Source organism: Polaromonas sp. (genome assembly GCF_030682935.1).
In the GTDB taxonomy this organism is placed as follows: Bacteria; Pseudomonadota; Gammaproteobacteria; order Burkholderiales; family Burkholderiaceae_C; genus Polaromonas.
The window spans coordinates 1-15,242 of the sequence record NZ_JAUXNA010000184.1 but is presented as its reverse complement, the minus strand read 5'-3'; the positions used below and the strand labels follow the sequence as shown (position 1 = coordinate 15,242).

13 protein-coding genes are annotated in these 15,242 nt (G+C 61.2%); 6 read left to right on the top strand and 7 right to left on the bottom strand.

Annotation, left to right across the window (positions count from 1 at the left end):
- Genes Q8K05_RS08285 through Q8K05_RS08275 form a run of 3 tightly spaced genes read right to left on the bottom strand, consistent with a single transcriptional unit; the run spans position 1 to position 2,163 of the window.
- Positions 1 to 741 (bottom strand): nitroreductase, encoded by a 741-nt coding sequence (locus tag Q8K05_RS08285; protein WP_305246162.1) that lies wholly within the window; start codon positions 739 to 741, stop codon positions 1 to 3.
- The gene (locus Q8K05_RS08280; RefSeq protein ID WP_305246161.1) at positions 738 to 1,181 is read right to left on the bottom strand and encodes a thioesterase family protein; all 444 of its coding nucleotides are present in this window, start codon (positions 1,179 to 1,181) and stop codon (positions 738 to 740) included. The genes Q8K05_RS08285 and Q8K05_RS08280 overlap by 4 nt, the downstream gene beginning before the upstream one ends.
- 31 nt (positions 1,182 to 1,212) lie before the next feature.
- A complete protein-coding gene (locus Q8K05_RS08275) occupies positions 1,213 to 2,163 on the bottom strand; it encodes a histone deacetylase (RefSeq protein ID WP_305246160.1) in 951 nt (316 codons plus the stop codon).
- 256 nt (positions 2,164 to 2,419) lie between these two features.
- Between Q8K05_RS08275 and Q8K05_RS08270 the strand changes: the two genes are divergently transcribed.
- On the top strand, positions 2,420 to 2,965 hold the full coding sequence (locus tag Q8K05_RS08270) for a phasin family protein (protein WP_305246178.1): 546 nt from the start codon (positions 2,420 to 2,422) through the stop codon (positions 2,963 to 2,965).
- A gap of 277 nt (positions 2,966 to 3,242) precedes the next feature.
- Here the strand turns inward: Q8K05_RS08270 and Q8K05_RS08265 are convergent, their stop codons facing one another.
- Positions 3,243 to 4,157: a patatin-like phospholipase family protein gene (locus Q8K05_RS08265; protein WP_305246159.1), complete on the bottom strand. Its 915-nt coding sequence runs from the start codon at positions 4,155 to 4,157 to the stop codon at positions 3,243 to 3,245.
- Between the two features lie 132 nt (positions 4,158 to 4,289).
- Here Q8K05_RS08265 and Q8K05_RS08260 point away from each other — a divergent pair, with 132 nt between their 5' ends.
- The 5 genes from Q8K05_RS08260 (at position 4,290) to rpoD (ending at position 13,142) form a co-directional block, all read left to right on the top strand.
- Positions 4,290 to 5,357 (top strand): extracellular solute-binding protein, encoded by a 1,068-nt coding sequence (locus Q8K05_RS08260; protein ID WP_370868804.1) that lies wholly within the window; start codon positions 4,290 to 4,292, stop codon positions 5,355 to 5,357.
- Positions 5,358 to 5,506: 149 nt separating this feature from the next.
- Entirely contained in the window at positions 5,507 to 6,274 is a 768-nt protein-coding gene (locus tag Q8K05_RS08255; RefSeq protein ID WP_305246158.1) for a 3-hydroxyacyl-CoA dehydrogenase, read from the top strand.
- 201 nt (positions 6,275 to 6,475) lie between these two features.
- Positions 6,476 to 8,344: a gamma-glutamyltransferase family protein gene (locus tag Q8K05_RS08250; protein ID WP_305246157.1), complete on the top strand. Its 1,869-nt coding sequence runs from the start codon at positions 6,476 to 6,478 to the stop codon at positions 8,342 to 8,344.
- A 115-nt stretch (positions 8,345 to 8,459) separates the two neighbouring features.
- Positions 8,460 to 10,487 (top strand): DNA primase, encoded by a 2,028-nt coding sequence (dnaG, locus tag Q8K05_RS08245; protein WP_305246156.1) that lies wholly within the window; start codon positions 8,460 to 8,462, stop codon positions 10,485 to 10,487.
- A 438-nt stretch (positions 10,488 to 10,925) separates the two neighbouring features.
- The gene (gene rpoD / locus Q8K05_RS08240) at positions 10,926 to 13,142 is read left to right on the top strand and encodes an RNA polymerase sigma factor RpoD (RefSeq protein WP_370868803.1); all 2,217 of its coding nucleotides are present in this window, start codon (positions 10,926 to 10,928) and stop codon (positions 13,140 to 13,142) included.
- 211 nt (positions 13,143 to 13,353) lie between these two features.
- On the opposite strand, the gene Q8K05_RS08235 is transcribed toward rpoD, so the two are convergent.
- The 3 genes from Q8K05_RS08235 to Q8K05_RS08225 all read right to left on the bottom strand — a co-directional run.
- A complete protein-coding gene (locus tag Q8K05_RS08235) occupies positions 13,354 to 14,313 on the bottom strand; it encodes a tripartite tricarboxylate transporter substrate binding protein (protein WP_305246155.1) in 960 nt (319 codons plus the stop codon).
- A 41-nt stretch (positions 14,314 to 14,354) separates the two neighbouring features.
- Positions 14,355 to 14,657 (bottom strand): hypothetical protein, encoded by a 303-nt coding sequence (locus Q8K05_RS08230; RefSeq protein ID WP_305246154.1) that lies wholly within the window; start codon positions 14,655 to 14,657, stop codon positions 14,355 to 14,357.
- A partial coding sequence (locus Q8K05_RS08225; RefSeq protein WP_305246153.1) for an acyclic terpene utilization AtuA family protein occupies positions 14,658 to 15,242 on the bottom strand: 585 nt, incomplete at its 5' end.

Here is a 15,242-nt window from a genome sequence, read left to right as displayed (position 1 = left end):
TCAGTCCAGCCAGGTCGTGAACTCTTCAGCCGGCACGCGCGGCGTGCGAAAGGTGTTGACCCGCGCCGTTTCATCGGCATAGCCCAGCGCCATGCCGCAGACCAGCATCTCGTCCTCGCCCGCGCCGATGTGCGGCAGGATGATGTTGGAAAAACCGTTCCATGCTGCCTGCGGGCAGGTATGCAGGCCATGACCGCGCGCCGCGACCATGATGTTCTGCAGAAACATGCCGTAATCGAGCAGCGAGCCGCGCCCCATCACGCGGTCCAGCGTGAACATCAGGCCCACCGGCGCATCGAAAAACCGGAAGTTGCGCTGGTGCTGCGCATGCATCTTGTCCTTGTCGCCCTTGGTGATGCCGAGCAGGCCGTACAGGCCCCAGCCGTTTTCGCGGCGCCGGTCAATATAGGGCGACACCCATTTTTCGGGGTAGTAGTCGTATTCTTCTTTGTATTCAGCCGCCAGCGCCGGGTTGTCGCGCACGGCGTCATGCGCCTGGCAAACCTTGTCGACCAGCGTGTCCCGGCTGGCGCCCTGCAGCACATAGACTTTCCATGGCTGGGTGTTAGTGCCCGAGGGGGCGCGGCTGGCGAGTTCCAGCAGGCGGGCGATGGTGGGCCGAGGCACGGGCGTGGGCAGAAATTCGCGCATCGACTGGCGGCTCTCTATGGCCCAGTCGACGACATTGGCCGCATCACTGTCAAAGGCGTCAGCGGCAAGTGCGGAAAGGGCGTGGTTCACGTCAGAGTCTCCAGTACAGAAATTAATTGCGGCGGCAAGGGTGCGGGCCGGCGCGTGGCGCGGTCAACATAGACATGGACGAAATGGCCTTTGGCCGCGCACGGCTGCGCTTCATCTTGCGGAAACAACGCCACCTCATAGCGCACGCTGGACGAGCCGACATGCGCCACGCGAATGCCCGCGACCACCGGCTCGGGAAAAGACAGCGGCGCAAAATAGTTGCACTGGGTTTCCACCACCAGGCCAATCACGCCGCCCGCATGAATGTCCAGCGCGCCGCGCTCAATCAACAGGCCATTGACGGCGGTATCGAACCAGCTGTAGTACACAACATTGTTGATGTGCCCGTACACATCGTTGTCGGACCAGCGGGTGCCGATGTCGCGAAACACCTTATAGGCGCTGCGTGGCTCGGCTTGGGGGCGCTTGGATGAAATCATGAGAAGCTATTTTGCCAGCCCGTGGGGACCCTCAAGCACTCCAGCGCCGCCAGTACGCCAGCGCCACCCGGCAGGTGTTCATCTGCACCTGCACGGTGTCATCAATGTTCACGCCGTAGCCGCCCGCCATCGAAAAAGCCAGCGGGATGCGGCGCTGCCAGGCCCAGTCAAAGACGCGGCGGTCGCGCGCTTCCAGGCCGTCGAAGCTCAAGGCAAGCCGTCCCAGGCGGTCGCCTTCAAAAGGGTCGGCGCCCGCCAGAAACAGCACCAGTCCGGGTTCAAAGCGACGCGCCAGCTCATCGAGTGCGTGCTCCAGCGCCTGTAAATAAGGCGCATCCAGGCAGCCGTCGGGCAGCTCCACGTCGAGGTCGCTGGCCTCCTTGCGAAACGGAAAGTTCTTTTGCCCGTGCATTGACAGCGTGAACACCGTAGGGTCGTGCGCAAAGATGCTGGCCGTGCCGTTGCCCTGGTGTACATCCAGATCGATCACGGCAACCTGCAACGGTTTTCGCTCATTTCGATGCGCCCTGGCCCATTCCGCCTGCATCAGCCGGGCCGCAATGGCGGCGTCATTGAACACACAGAAACCGCCGCCCTTGTGGGCATAGGCATGGTGCGTGCCCCCCGCCATGTTGGCCGCAATGCCCCCAGGCTGCGACGCGCCTCCCAGCCCAAGGGCCAGCCGGGCTGCGGCCACCGTCGCGCCGGCCGAACGGCGGGCGCGTTCAGCCATGCCCGGACTCCACGGAAATCCGATGTCGCGCTGGGCTGGCGCTGGCAGCGTGCCGTGCGTGATGGCGTCTATATAAGCGGGCGTGTGCACCAGCGCCAGTTCGCCGTCGCTGGCGGCCGGCGCCTGGTGCATCCGCACCTCGGACAATTCATTCACCACGCGGTCCCGGAGCAGTTTGTACTTGCCCATGGGAAAGCGGTGCCCGGGTGGCAGCGGCAAAACAAAGTTGTCAGCATAAAAAGCGTGCAAGGGGACGCAACCTGAAAAGAGATCACCCAAAAATCGGCCCTGGACCGATTGTGGACTGAACGGCAAAGCCAGCGTGTTCAGAACTGGCAACCCTCCAAGAGGTGCAATCCAAACTAGGGCGCCGTGTCTAAAGTAGTGCAGGCGCGCAAAAAATTGCTTGCAATGGCCCGGGTCTTCCCTATACTTGAGTCATGTTGCAGTGCAGCAATTCAGCGCAAAGCAACTATTTATTGTTAACACCCTATTGGAGATATTAATTATGCTGACCGCTGAACAAATCATGGCCTCCCACAAAGCCAACATCGAAACCCTGTTTGGTCTGACCCAAAAAGCCTTTGAAGGCGTTGAAAAATTGGTCGAACTGAACGTGCAAGCCACCAAAGCAGCCCTGGCCGAAACCGCCAACAACGCACAAGCCGCGATGGGCGTGAAAGACGCGCAAGAACTGCTGGCACTGCAAGCCAGCCTGGTCCAGCCGCTGGCTGAAAAAACCGCAGCTTACAGCCGTCACCTGTATGAGATCACTTCGGCTGCCGGTGCTGAGCTGGGCAAGACCTTTGAAGGCCAGGCTGCTGAAACCCAAAAGAAAATTGAAGGCCTGGTTGACAGCGCTTCCAAGAACGCACCTGCCGGGTCGGAAGCCGCAGTGGCCGTGATGAAAAGCGCCGTGGCTGCCGCCAACAACGCGTTCGAATCCGTGCAAAAAGCTGTCAAGCAAGCCAGCGACATGGCCGAAACCAACTTCAACACGGTGTCCGCTTCCGCAGTGAACGCCTCCAAGACCGTCGCTAAAAAGCGTTAATCAAAAACAACGAGCGCCTTGCGCTGCGGCGTTGCCGGCTGGACCGCAACGCCTTGACAGCGCAAACGCCAGCGTGTTTGGAGCCTTCCAGCAAAACCCTGTTTGACTGAACAGGAGTTCAAACCAGTTGTCTCCTCGGGTCCTTCCAGAAATTCAGTTTCACGGACCCGCTTGAAGCCCGATCGCAGGATCGGGCTTTTTTTTGGCAAAATAACACTCTAGCCTAATAACGACGGGCGCTATCCGCTATTAAAAATGAAGCGCCTGGCGAACACAGCTAAGGAGCCAGCGCGACCCCGGTTTGCAGCTTGGCCTTGAGCGCGGGCAGCGCCGCGAGCATGGCCGTCCGGCCAGCGTCGATGGCGCGCTGACGGGACGAAAAATCAGCGCTCTTGAGCCCAGCGAGTGAAGGCCGGACCACCACATCGGCCTCTTTCAGCTCGTACTGATTGATGCTTTTACCCATGATGGCAAAGGTCTGCAGCAAAATCTGCAGCGTATCGCCCGCCGGGTTGCCTTCGGGCGGGCTGGAAATGTCCACCGCAATCACCAGCTCAGCGCCCATCTGCCGGGCAAAACGCACCGGCACCGGCGACACCAGCCCGCCATCGACATACTCGCGGCCATTGATCTTGACGGGCACAAACACCGCCGGCACGGCGCTGGACGCACGCACCGCAGCGCCGGTGTCGCCGCGCTGGAACAGCACCGCCTGGCCGCTGTTCAGGTCTGTCGCCACAATGCCCAGCGGAATCGCCATGTTCTCCATCAGGCGGCCAGCCACCAGCTGGTTGACATAGCGGGCCAAGGCATCGCCGCGAAACATGCCCCGGCCAAAAATGGGCAGCATCCAGTCGGTAATCGCAACTTCTTCCATCGTGAGCGCCGTCTGCTGCAGCTGGGCGCTGGTCTTGCCGCTGGCGTAAATCGCGGCCACCAGGCTGCCCGCCGAGGTTCCAACGACCACCTGGGGCCTGAAGCCCGCTTCTTCGAGCACGGCTATGACGCCGACATGGGCAAATCCGCGCGCCGCACCGCCGCCCAGCGCCAAGCCGATTCTCAGAGGCTTCCTGGCAGGCACGTCGATTTTTTCGATGGCTACCGGCGGCAGCTTGACGACCGGCGTACTGGAACAGCCGGCCAGCAGGACCGCGGGCAAGACCAGCAACATCCCCAGGCGCAGCAAACGCATGCGCAGACCACCGCCCCACGCCAAGTTTTCAGGCGCCCCGTGACGCGAAAATTTGTTCACCTTAAAGCTATTGCGAACTATTCGCATTTGTATTAAACTCATATTTTCCAACCCTCAGGAATCGCGATCACCATGTTCAAAAAAGCTCCTTCACTTACCCGCCTTGCGCTGGCCAGCGCCACCCTTATCGGCGCCATGGGTTGCGCCGGTCTTGCCAGCGCCCAGGAACAGACGGTCAACCTGTATTCTGCACGCCACTACCAGACCGACGAAGCCTTGTACGCAGACTTCACCAAGTCCACCGGCATCAAGGTTAACCGCGTGGATTCCGATGACGCGGGTATCCTGGCACGCCTCAAAGCCGAAGGCGCGGCGTCTCCCGCCGACGTGATTTTGCTCGTCGATGCGGCCCGCCTCGGCAAAGGTGATGCCGATGGGCTGTTCAAACCGATCAAGTCGGCCGTGCTCGAAGCGGCCATTCCGGCCAAGCTGCGCGCCAAAGAAACCGCCGAAGGCACGACCTGGTTTGGCTTTTCGACGCGCGCCCGTATCGTGGTGTACGACAAGCTGAAGGTCAAAAAAGCCGATGTCGATACTTACGAGGAACTGGCCGACCCGAAAAACAAGGGACTGCTGTGCACCCGCTCCGGCGCCCATCCTTACAACCTCTCGCTGTTTGGCGCCGTGACCGAGCACTTGGGCGAAGCCAAGACCGAGCAGTGGCTCAAGGGCATGGTCGCCAACATGGCGCGCGCGCCCAAGGGCGGCGACACCGACCAGATCAAGGGCGTGGCCAGCGGTGAATGCGGCATTGCGATCACCAACAGCTACTACCTGGCGCGCCTCATGCGTTCCGACAAACCTGAGGACAAGGCCGTGGTGGAGCGCATTGGCGTGGTGTTCCCCAACCAGGACACCTGGGGCACCCACGTGAACATTGCAGGCGCCGCCGTTGCCAAGAACGCCAGGAACACCGCCAACGCCATCAAGTTCATGGAATACCTGGCCAGCCCGGACGCGCAAAACTACTTTGCGAACGGCAATAACGAGTGGCCCGCCGTGCCCAACCTGAAGGTCACCAACCCGGCCCTGCAGGCCATGACGGGCGGCAGCTTCAAATCGGAAACCATTCCCATCAGCGCCGTGGCCAACAACCAGCTGAAAGTTCAGCAGATGCTCGATCGCGTGGGTTTCAAGTAATCCCGCCAACTTGGCATCAAGCCCGGCCATTGAAAAATGGCCGGGCTTTTTTCATGGGCCATAATTGATGCCAAGATTGACGTTAACGTAAACGTCAAACGGTTTCGTTTTTCAGTTTTCTCAACCCCTCACTCTCAAGGAACAACCCCATGGACATCGCAGGCAAAGTATTTATCGTCACCGGCGGCGCATCAGGTCTGGGTGAAGGCACGGCGCGCATGCTGGTCGCCCATGGCGCCCAAGTGGTGATTGCCGACATGCAGGCCGAAAAAGGCGAAGCCATTGCCAAGGAACTGGGCGAAGGCAAGGCCGCTTTCGTCAAGTGCGACGTGAGCCAGGAAACCGACGGCCAGGCCGTGGTGGCCAAAGCCGTGTCCATGGGCAAGCTGATGGGCCTGGTCAATTGCGCGGGCATTGCACCCGCTGAAAAAACCGTGGGCAAAAGCGGCGCGCACACGCTGGCCACGTTCACAAAAACCATCACCGTCAACCTGGTGGGCAGCTTCAACATGATCCGCCTGGCGGCCGAGGCCATGAGCAAGAATGAGCCTGAAGCCACCGGCGAGCGCGGCGTGCTGATTTCCACCGCTTCGGTGGCGGCCTACGACGGCCAGATGGGCCAGGCCGCCTACAGCGCATCCAAGGGCGGCATTGTCGGCATGACGCTGCCGATTGCCCGCGATCTGGCGCGCAACGGCATCCGCAACATGACGATCGCCCCCGGCATTTTTGGCACGCCCATGATGTTTGGCATGCCCCAGGACGTGCAGGACTCGCTGGCCGCCAGCGTGCCCTTCCCTTCGCGCCTGGGTACGCCGCAGGACTACGCCAAGCTGGCCAAACACATCATTGAAAACGACATGCTCAACGGCGAAGTGATCCGCCTTGACGGCGCGATTCGCCTGGCACCGCGCTAAAAACTGCAGGGCCTGTCAGGGTCGTCAGAACCAAGCCCCGACCGTTACAGCCGGGGCTTTTTTACTCTCTTTTTAATAGCTACTAACGCTTTAGCTTATTAGGCTAAAGCCATAAAAGACTGATAAAAATTGTTGCACTACCGCGTTCATGTGATACTGGAAGCTGGCCCGTCCGCGCCCCCCTTTTCAGGAAGAGATCGCATGAACCGCACGCTCCCCCGCATCGCCGCATCCACCGCCGTCGTGGCCTGGCTGGCGGGCTGCGCTGGCCTTTTCGCGCCTTCAGGCCCGGTCAAACCCTTCAGCTACAGCGCCCCGGCGCAGCCTGAAGGCTCGTCGGGCTACAGCCCCAAACCGGGCTGGGCCACGACCCGGTTTGCCGTCGCGGCGGCCAACCCGCTGGCGACCGACGCGGGCTACCAGGTACTGAAAGCCGGCGGCTCCGCCATGGATGCCGCTGTTGCTGTGCAGATGGTGCTTGCGCTCGTGGAACCTCAATCCAGCGGCATTGGCGGCGGTGCGTTCTTGCTGCATGCCCGTGGCCGCACGGTGGAAGCCTTTGATGGCCGCGAAACCGCACCCGCTGCGGTCAATGAACAACTTTTCATCGGCGCTGACGGCAAGCCGATGCCGTTTTATGACGCCGTTGTCGGCGGCCGTTCGGTCGGCGCGCCCGGCACCGTGCGCATGCTGGAAATGGCGCACCGGCAGCACGGCAAGCTGCCGTGGGCCCAGCTCTTTGTGCCCGCTATTGCGCTGGCCGAAGGCGGCTTCAAGGTCAGCGCGCGGCTCAACACGCTGCTCAAGGATGAGAAGTACCTCAAGAATGACCCGGTTGCCGCCGCCTATTTCTACAAGCCCGACGGCACGCCCGTGGACGCCGGCAGCACACTGCGCAACCCGGCCCTGGCCGACGTGCTGCGCCAGATCGCCAGCCAGGGCGCCCGTGCGCTGCTGACAGGCCCGGTCGCGCAGGCCATCGTCACCAAAGTGCAGGGCCACCCCACCAACCCGGGCCAGCTCGCACTGAGCGACCTCGCGCAGTACCAGGCCAAAAAGCGTGATCCGCTCTGCACCGACTACAGCGCCAGGGGCAAGGACTATCGCCTGTGCGGCATGCCGCCGCCCAGCTCGGGCGCGATTGCTGTCGGGCAAATCCTGGGAATCATGAACAACACCCCTGCCGCCACGCTTGCGCTGGTGACGGGCATGGTCGGCGTTCCGGGCACCACGGCCCCGACGCCATCGGCCGACTGGCTGCACCTGTACACCGAGGCGTCGCGGCTGGCCTTTGCCGACCGCGCCCAATACATCGCTGACCCTGACTTTGTGCAGCCGCCCGGCGGCAGCTGGATGCGCTTGCTGGACCCCGGCTACCTTGGCTCGCGCGCAAAGCTGATTGATGTCAACGGCCCCAGCATGAAGACCGCCCAGCCCGGCGTGCCCGGTCTGGTCAAAACGGCTTATGCACCGATGGCCGAGCAGCCCGAATACGGCACCTCGCACATCAGCATCATCGACGCCTTTGGCAACGCGATTGCCATGACCACGACGATTGAAGACGCCTTTGGCGCGCGCCTGATGACCGATGGCGGCACCGGCAAGGCCGGCGGATTTTTGCTGAACAACGAACTGAGCGACTTCAGCTTTGCGCCCAACGGGGCCAACGGCCAGCCGGTGGCCAATCGCGTGCAGCCCGGCAAGCGCCCGCGTTCGTCAATGGCGCCGACACTGGTCTTTGACAAGGCCACCGGCCAGCTCGTCATGAGCGGCGGCAGCCCGGGCGGCGCGATGATCATTCACTACACCGCCAAAACGCTGTACGGCGTGCTCAACTGGGGCCTGAACGCCCAGCAGGCAATCGACCTGCCCAACTTTGGCGCGACGGGCGCCCCCAGCCTGCTGGAAGAAAAACGCTTCGCCCCGGCGACGGTTCAAGCCCTGCGGGCACGCGGCGCCGAAGTACGCGAAGTGCCCCTGACCAGCGGCCTGCAGGCGCTCCAGAAAACGCCCGGGGGTTTCTTCGGCGGCGCCGACCCCCGTCGCGAAGGCCTGGTAATGGGCGACTGATCAGGCCGTCAGGCAGGGCCCACGCCATGGCGCGAGCAACAACCCTGCAGTTTAGGTCAGGCGCCAAAATGGGCGCCAGCGCCTGGCAACCTGGGACGTAGGGGACAATACAACCGTGGCCATTCCCCAATCATTTATCCAGGAGCTGTTAGCGCGCGCCGACGTGGTCGACATCGTCGGCCGCTACGTGCAGCTCAAAAAAGGCGGCGCCAACTTCATGGGCCTGTGCCCGTTTCATGGCGAAAAATCCCCCTCCTTCAGCGTCAGCCCGTCCAAGCAGTTCTACCACTGCTTCGGCTGCGGCAAAAACGGCAATGCCATCAGTTTTCTGATGGACCATGCGGGCATGACCTTTATTGAGGCCGTCAAAGACCTGGCCCAGCAATACGGTCTGCAGGTGCCCGAAGACGACGTCTCCCCGCAGGACCGCGCCAAAGCCGCGCAGATGCGCGAGCAGCAGGCCACGCTCACCAGCGTGCTTGAAAAGGCCGGTCTGGCGTATATCAAAAACCTGCGCACCTCAGAACGCGCCATTGACTACTTCAAGCGCCGCGGCGTTTCCGGTGAAATCGCCAAAACGTTTGGCCTGGGCTACGCCCCCGAGGGCTGGCGCAGCCTGGCCAGCGTTTTTCCGGACTACAACGACCCCTTGCTGGTTGAAAGCGGGCTGGTGATCACCGGCGAGGCTGACGACGAGAATGCGGCCGGTGAAACCAAGCGCTACGACCGGTTTCGCGACCGGGTGATGTTTCCCATCCGTAACGTCAAAGGCGAATGCATAGGCTTTGGCGGCCGCGTGCTGGGCGACGAGAAGCCCAAATACCTGAACTCACCCGAGACCCCGGTGTTCAGCAAGGGCCGCGAGCTCTATGGCTTGTTTGAAGCGCGCACCGCCCTGCGCGAGCACGGTTACGCGCTGGTCACCGAAGGCTACATGGACGTGGTGGCGCTGGCCCAACTCGGCTTTGCCAACGCGGTGGCCACCCTGGGCACGGCCTGCACGGCCGAGCACGTGCAAAAGCTGTTTCGCTTCACCGATTCCGTGGTGTTCAGCTTTGACGGCGACAGCGCCGGACGGCGCGCCGCACGCAAGGCGCTGGACGCCGCCCTGCCCTTTGCGACCGACGTGCGCACCGTCAAGTTTTTGTTTTTGCCGGCCGAACACGACCCGGACAGCTTCATCCGCGCGCATGGCAAGGAAGGCTTTGCCGCCTATGTCAGTAAAGCCGTGCCACTGAGCCGTTTTCTGCTCGAAGCGGCCGGCGAAGGGTGCGACCTGGACACCGCCGAGGGCCGCGCCCACATGGCCAGCAATGCCAGGCCGCTGTGGAGCGCACTGCCCGAAGGCGGGCTCAAGCCACAGTTGCTGGCCGAAATTGCCGATCAGGTGATGATTGACAGCAGGGAGTTGCTGCAGCTCTGGCAACCCCCTTCAAGCGGACGGAAAAGCTATTACAAGAAAAATGGCCATTCGCCACCGCCGCGCCAGGACTTCCGGCCAGAACTTGCCCCCGACCTGGACCAGGGTATGCCCGAGTTTGGGGACTACCCGCCCGCAGGCCTGAACAGGGAGCCGGATTACACGTCATCCGAGCCTTATTTCACGCCATCGCCGTCCTATTCACCATCGCCGGCCGCTTCATCAGGCAAACCAGGCAAATTTGGCCGCCGGACCTTCGGGGCCAGCAGCGCACCGCGCCGTCCAACCGGACGCATCCTGCCGGCCAGCCGTGAAGACCGGGTGCTCAGGCTGCTGCTGACGGAGCCCGAAAGCTGGGACCGGCTCAGCACCGAAGAACACCATTTGCTGCTGGCGCTGCCAGCGCCGCATGGTCCGCTGATCGTGTGGCTGGAGAACCAACTGCATGAGCACGGCCCGCAGCCTTGGGCGGCCCTGCGTGAAGGCCTGCGCGGTCACGCCCACGAACACTACGCGGTGGCCCAGCTGGCGCAGATTCTGGACGGTGTGGTGTCGGACTGGGACGAAATTCGGCGCATCCTGGCGCAACTGCTCGATTTGCAACTCGAAAGAGAAAAAGCCGACCTGGCCGCCCGGGCGGCCACCGACCCCGCCGCCTTCCAGCGTTTGCGCGAGTTGACCGAGCAATCCAGGGCCAAAAAAGCGGCCGGGAAATCACCGTAAAACCTGCCTGAAATACGCATGAAACAGGCGGCTTACGGTATAATCCGATTTTCCGCGGCAAACGCGACAGCAGCACCTCCGGCAACGGCCCCCTTCCCCCAAGGGAACTCACACACGAGATGGCCACCTCCCGCAAGGACTGCACACCAAATGTTCGCCCAAACAGTTTGCCTAAAAAATAACCAGCCCGGTGCTTTTGTACGGACTGGCTTGTTTTTACACCTCTCGTTTTGACGTCTGAATCATTGCCATCCGCGCGTTGACTCCGGTCGGGCGCCAGGCATGTTTTTTGTTGACTGGCCACTGATTGATACCCAAACCCTTTCCGACGCCTGAAGGTCTCGTGGCTGCTGCCCAAGCAGGCCGCCTCAGCGTATCAAGGTTGAAAAACCCGGAAAACCCACCATATCCATCAAAGCCAGTCGCCCACTTGCTCCGGTGAGCAAAGAGCCTCCGAAATCCGCTACCCCTTTGAAGAAAGTTTCAGCCGTGCCGTCCAAGACCAGTACCAAAGCCCAGCTTATCGCCGCCGCCGACGCACTCCTCGCTGCGCCCGCAAAAAAGAAACCAGGCCGTCCGCCCAAAGCCCCGGCGGTTGATGGCGCGCCCGCCACGGCCGGCGCCAAGCGTGGCCGCAAGCCCAAAATCGCCGGCAAGGTCGAGGGCGATGAGGATATGTCGGACATCGAAGCCGAGTTTGCCGAAGAGCCTGTCGTGGAAACGACTGAAAAGGTCAAGCCGCTGCGCATGAAAATCAGCAAGGCCAAGGAACGCGCCTTGATGAAGGAGTTCGGCCTGGACGAGACCGTGCTGTCCGAAGAGGACATCCTCAAGCGCCGCCTGCGTCTGAAAACCCTGATCAAGCTCGGTAAAACCCGCGGCTACCTGACGCACGGCGAGATTTCCGACCACCTGCCCGACAAGCTGGTCGATGCCGAGACGCTCGAAGTCGTGGTCAACATGCTCAACGACATGGACGTCGCCGTCTATGAGCAGGCCCCCGACGCGGAAACCCTGCTGCTGAACAATACCGGCGCAACCGTCGCGACCGAAGAAGAAGCTGAAGAACAAGCCGAAGCCGCGCTGTCCACCGTCGACAGCGAGTTCGGCCGCACCACCGACCCGGTCCGCATGTACATGCGTGAAATGGGCACGGTCGAGCTGCTGACCCGCGAAGGCGAAATCGAAATTGCCAAGCGCATCGAGGGCGGCCTCATGCGCATGATGGAAGCGATCTCTGAAAGCCCCGCGACGATTGCAGAAGTCATACGGCTGGGCGAGGAAATTCGCGAAGGCAAGGTCGTCATTTCCACCGTGGTGGACGGTTTTACCGTGGCCAACGAAGCCGACGATTATGTGGCCGAAGAAGACTTCGACGAGTTCGATGAAGACGACGATGACGACGGCAAGGGCGGCTCCAAGGCCCTGACCAAGAAGCTCGAAGAACTCAAAAAAGAAGCGCTCAGCCGCTTTGACAAAGTCGCCGTCCTGTCCGACAAGGTCCGCAAGATCTACGAGAAGGAAGGCTACGGCACGCCGGCTTACGTCAAGGCCCAGAAGGCCCTGAGCGATGAGCTGATGACGGTGCGTTTTACCGCCAAGACCATTGAAAAGCTGTGCGACCTGCTGCGCGGCCAGGTGCTGGATGTGCGCAAGAAAGAGCGCGAACTGCGCCGCATCATCGTCGAGAAATGCGGCATGCCGCAGGAAACCTTCATCAAGGACTTTCCGCCCAACCTGCTCAACCTGAAATGGGTTGAAAAACAGGTCGCTGCCGGCAAGCCCTGGTCGAACGTCATGGCGCGCAACATTCCGCCGATCCAGGAACTGCAGACCAAGCTGGGCGAGCTTCAGGCGCGCGTGGTGGTGCCGCTGTACCAGCTCAAGGACATCAACAAGCGCATGAACGAAGGCGAGTCCAACTCGCGTGACGCCAAGAAGGAAATGATCGAGGCCAATTTGCGCCTGGTGATTTCGATTGCCAAGAAGTACACCAACCGTGGCCTGCAGTTCCTCGATCTGATCCAGGAAGGCAACATCGGCCTGATGAAGGCGGTGGACAAGTTCGAATACCGTCGCGGCTACAAGTTCTCGACCTATGCCACGTGGTGGATCCGCCAGGCGATTACACGCTCGATCGCCGACCAGGCACGCACCATCCGCATCCCGGTGCACATGATCGAAACCATCAACAAGATGAACCGATTGAGCCGCCAGCATTTGCAGGAGTTCGGCTTCGAGCCCGACGCCAGCGTTCTGGCCGAAAAAATGGAAATTCCTGAGGAGAAAATCCGCAAGATCATGAAGATCGCCAAAGAGCCGATCTCCATGGAAACACCGATTGGCGACGATGACGATTCCCACCTGGGTGACTTCATCGAGGACGGCGCCAACACCGCACCGCTGGAAGCCGCGATGCAGGCCGGCCTGCGCGATGTCGTCAAAGATATCCTGGACAGCCTGACGCCGCGCGAAGCCAAGGTGCTGCGCATGCGCTTCGGCATCGAGATGTCCACCGACCACACGCTGGAAGAAGTCGGCAAGCAGTTTGACGTGACACGCGAGCGGATTCGCCAGATAGAAGCCAAGGCCCTGCGCAAGCTCAAGCATCCTAGCCGCAGTGACAAGCTGCGCAGCTTTATCGACACGCTGTAAAGCCGGTTAGCCCGAAACTCAGCGGCCAGTGCCTTTTTCAGAAGGCACTGGCCGCTTTTTCATGGGTGAAGGCCGCAATTTACTTTGAAAATCCAGCAGGTGCCGGTTTGCACGCGCAAGCCAAGGCGAACCCGATCACATCTACCGGCACCCGCGCTGACCGCGCTCACGCAGCACAAGCCGGCAAGGTCTGGCGGCCTGATTCGACTATTTATTGCGGCTCGATCTTGGCGTCGCGGATGGCCTTGGCCCACTTGGCCGTTTCCAGGCTGCTGCGTTGGGCCAGGGCTTCAGGCGTTCCGGGCTCGACCAGGAAACCAATCGACGCAAACTTTTCCTGAAGGTCCTTGCTCTGTGCCGCGGCATTGATGGCCTGGTTGAGCTTGCCAACGATCTCGGGTGGCGTTCCCGCTGGCGCAAACATGGCGAAGTAGGCGATCAGCTCATAGTCTTTGAGTCCCAAGGCCTCGTTGACCGTCGGCAGCTCCGGAATCGCGGGCGAGCGCTTGGTCGATGTCACCGCCAGGCCGCGGATCTTGCCCGCCTTGACCTGAGGCAGGGTCACGGCGAAATCGGCGCTGAACATCATGACTTGCCCCCCGATGAGGTCGGTCATGGCAGCCGGACCGCTCTTGTAAGGCACATTGGTCATCTGGATGCCCGCCATATTGGCCATCATCTCAGAGGAAACCAGTTGCGAGGTACTGGCACTGGCAAAGGTGACATGGCCTGGCTTGGTCTTGCCCAAATTGACCAGCTCGCGCAGGGTCTTGGCAGGCACATCGTTGTTGACGGCCACGATGAGCGGCACCGAGCCCATGTATCCCAAAGGCGCGAAGGCCGTATCCTGATCGTAGGGGAGCTTTTTCATCAAGCTCTTGAGTGCAGCGTTGGTGCTATTGGTTCCGATCAGGATCGTGTAGCCGTCGGGTGCAGACTTGGCGACAGCATCGGCCCCCAGCATGCCGTTGACGCCAGCCTTGTTCTCCACCACGATGATCTGCCCCAGCGTTTCCGACATCTTGGCCGCGAAAGCGCGCCCAATCTGGTCCGTGGCGCTGCCCGCAGCAAAAGGCACGATGGCCTTGATGGGCTTGTTCGGCCAGGTCTGGCCGAACACGGCGAAAGAAAAACTGGCCATAGCCACGAAAAAAATCGATTTGCACTTCATGTTTACGTCTCCTGTTAAAAACTATTTTGAATACGCCGAGCTTATTCGATGGACATGCCGAGAATGGCGGAGCTCAGACACTTGCCATGCGCATCCAGCGCAAGAGATCGGGTGACCCCCCCACCCAGTGCGTCGTGCAAAACGAAGTTCAAAGCGCCAAGGTGCGGCACCACGTAGCGATCAACCTCGCCTTTGACGATGTCTGCGTAAAGCTCACGCACACGCTCCGCCGTCACGGAGCGCTCAATCGCAGGGAAGTCCTTGAGATCGTAGGCAATGACAGAAATGGTCGATCGGTTTCCCTTGTCTCCGGTACGGGAATGGGCAATTTCTCGCAGCAGCATTTAAAGCTCCATCGTTGTGACAGTTGTCTGAACAAGGTCGCGCGGGACCAACGTGGAAACCGCTGCGATCACCTCGCGGACCGACTTCGTGACACCTCCGCCACTGGCTGGCCCGTTGAGGTACATGGCCTCCACCTCATTGGCCACCCGTTCGGCCTCTTTTCTGGTTCCAACGCGCATGGCCACGCGTGCCCGGACTTCATAGGGCTCATAGCCGCAGGCCAAGGTTTGACCATGAATGGAATTCACCCCGATGAGCTCATAGCGGCTATCAAGCGCATGGATGCCTGAACTCTCCAGGCGCTGCCGCAGCACGTCCAGGGCCAGCCGACCTCGCGCCTCAGCACCAAGACCCGCGTAGGAAATTTGCCCTTCTCCGATAAAGCCTTCACGGTGTCCCACGGTCACCTTCAACGTAGCAGGGCGCTGGTGACCATTGGCACCGTCGATCCGTACCCGATCGGGCCCCACCTGGGTCAGCGTGACACCTGAAAAGTCCGCGACAACATCCGGCTGCAGGTATCTGGCGGGGTTTTCGATCTCATACAAGAGCTGCGCTGCGCATGTGGCGGTCGTGACGCAACC

Coding starts and splice junctions, on each gene's coding strand:
- Q8K05_RS08235 (WP_305246155.1), bottom strand. CDS start 14,313: ATGAAGTGCAAATCGATTTTTTTCGTGGCTATGGCCAGTTTTTCTTTC.
- Q8K05_RS08260 (WP_370868804.1), top strand. CDS start 4,290: ATGTTCAAAAAAGCTCCTTCACTTACCCGCCTTGCGCTGGCCAGCGCC.
- Q8K05_RS08230 (WP_305246154.1), bottom strand. CDS start 14,657: ATGCTGCTGCGAGAAATTGCCCATTCCCGTACCGGAGACAAGGGAAAC.
- Q8K05_RS08280 (WP_305246161.1), bottom strand. CDS start 1,181: ATGATTTCATCCAAGCGCCCCCAAGCCGAGCCACGCAGCGCCTATAAG.
- Q8K05_RS08255 (WP_305246158.1), top strand. CDS start 5,507: ATGGACATCGCAGGCAAAGTATTTATCGTCACCGGCGGCGCATCAGGT.
- Q8K05_RS08265 (WP_305246159.1), bottom strand. CDS start 4,157: ATGCGTTTGCTGCGCCTGGGGATGTTGCTGGTCTTGCCCGCGGTCCTG.
- Q8K05_RS08250 (WP_305246157.1), top strand. CDS start 6,476: ATGAACCGCACGCTCCCCCGCATCGCCGCATCCACCGCCGTCGTGGCC.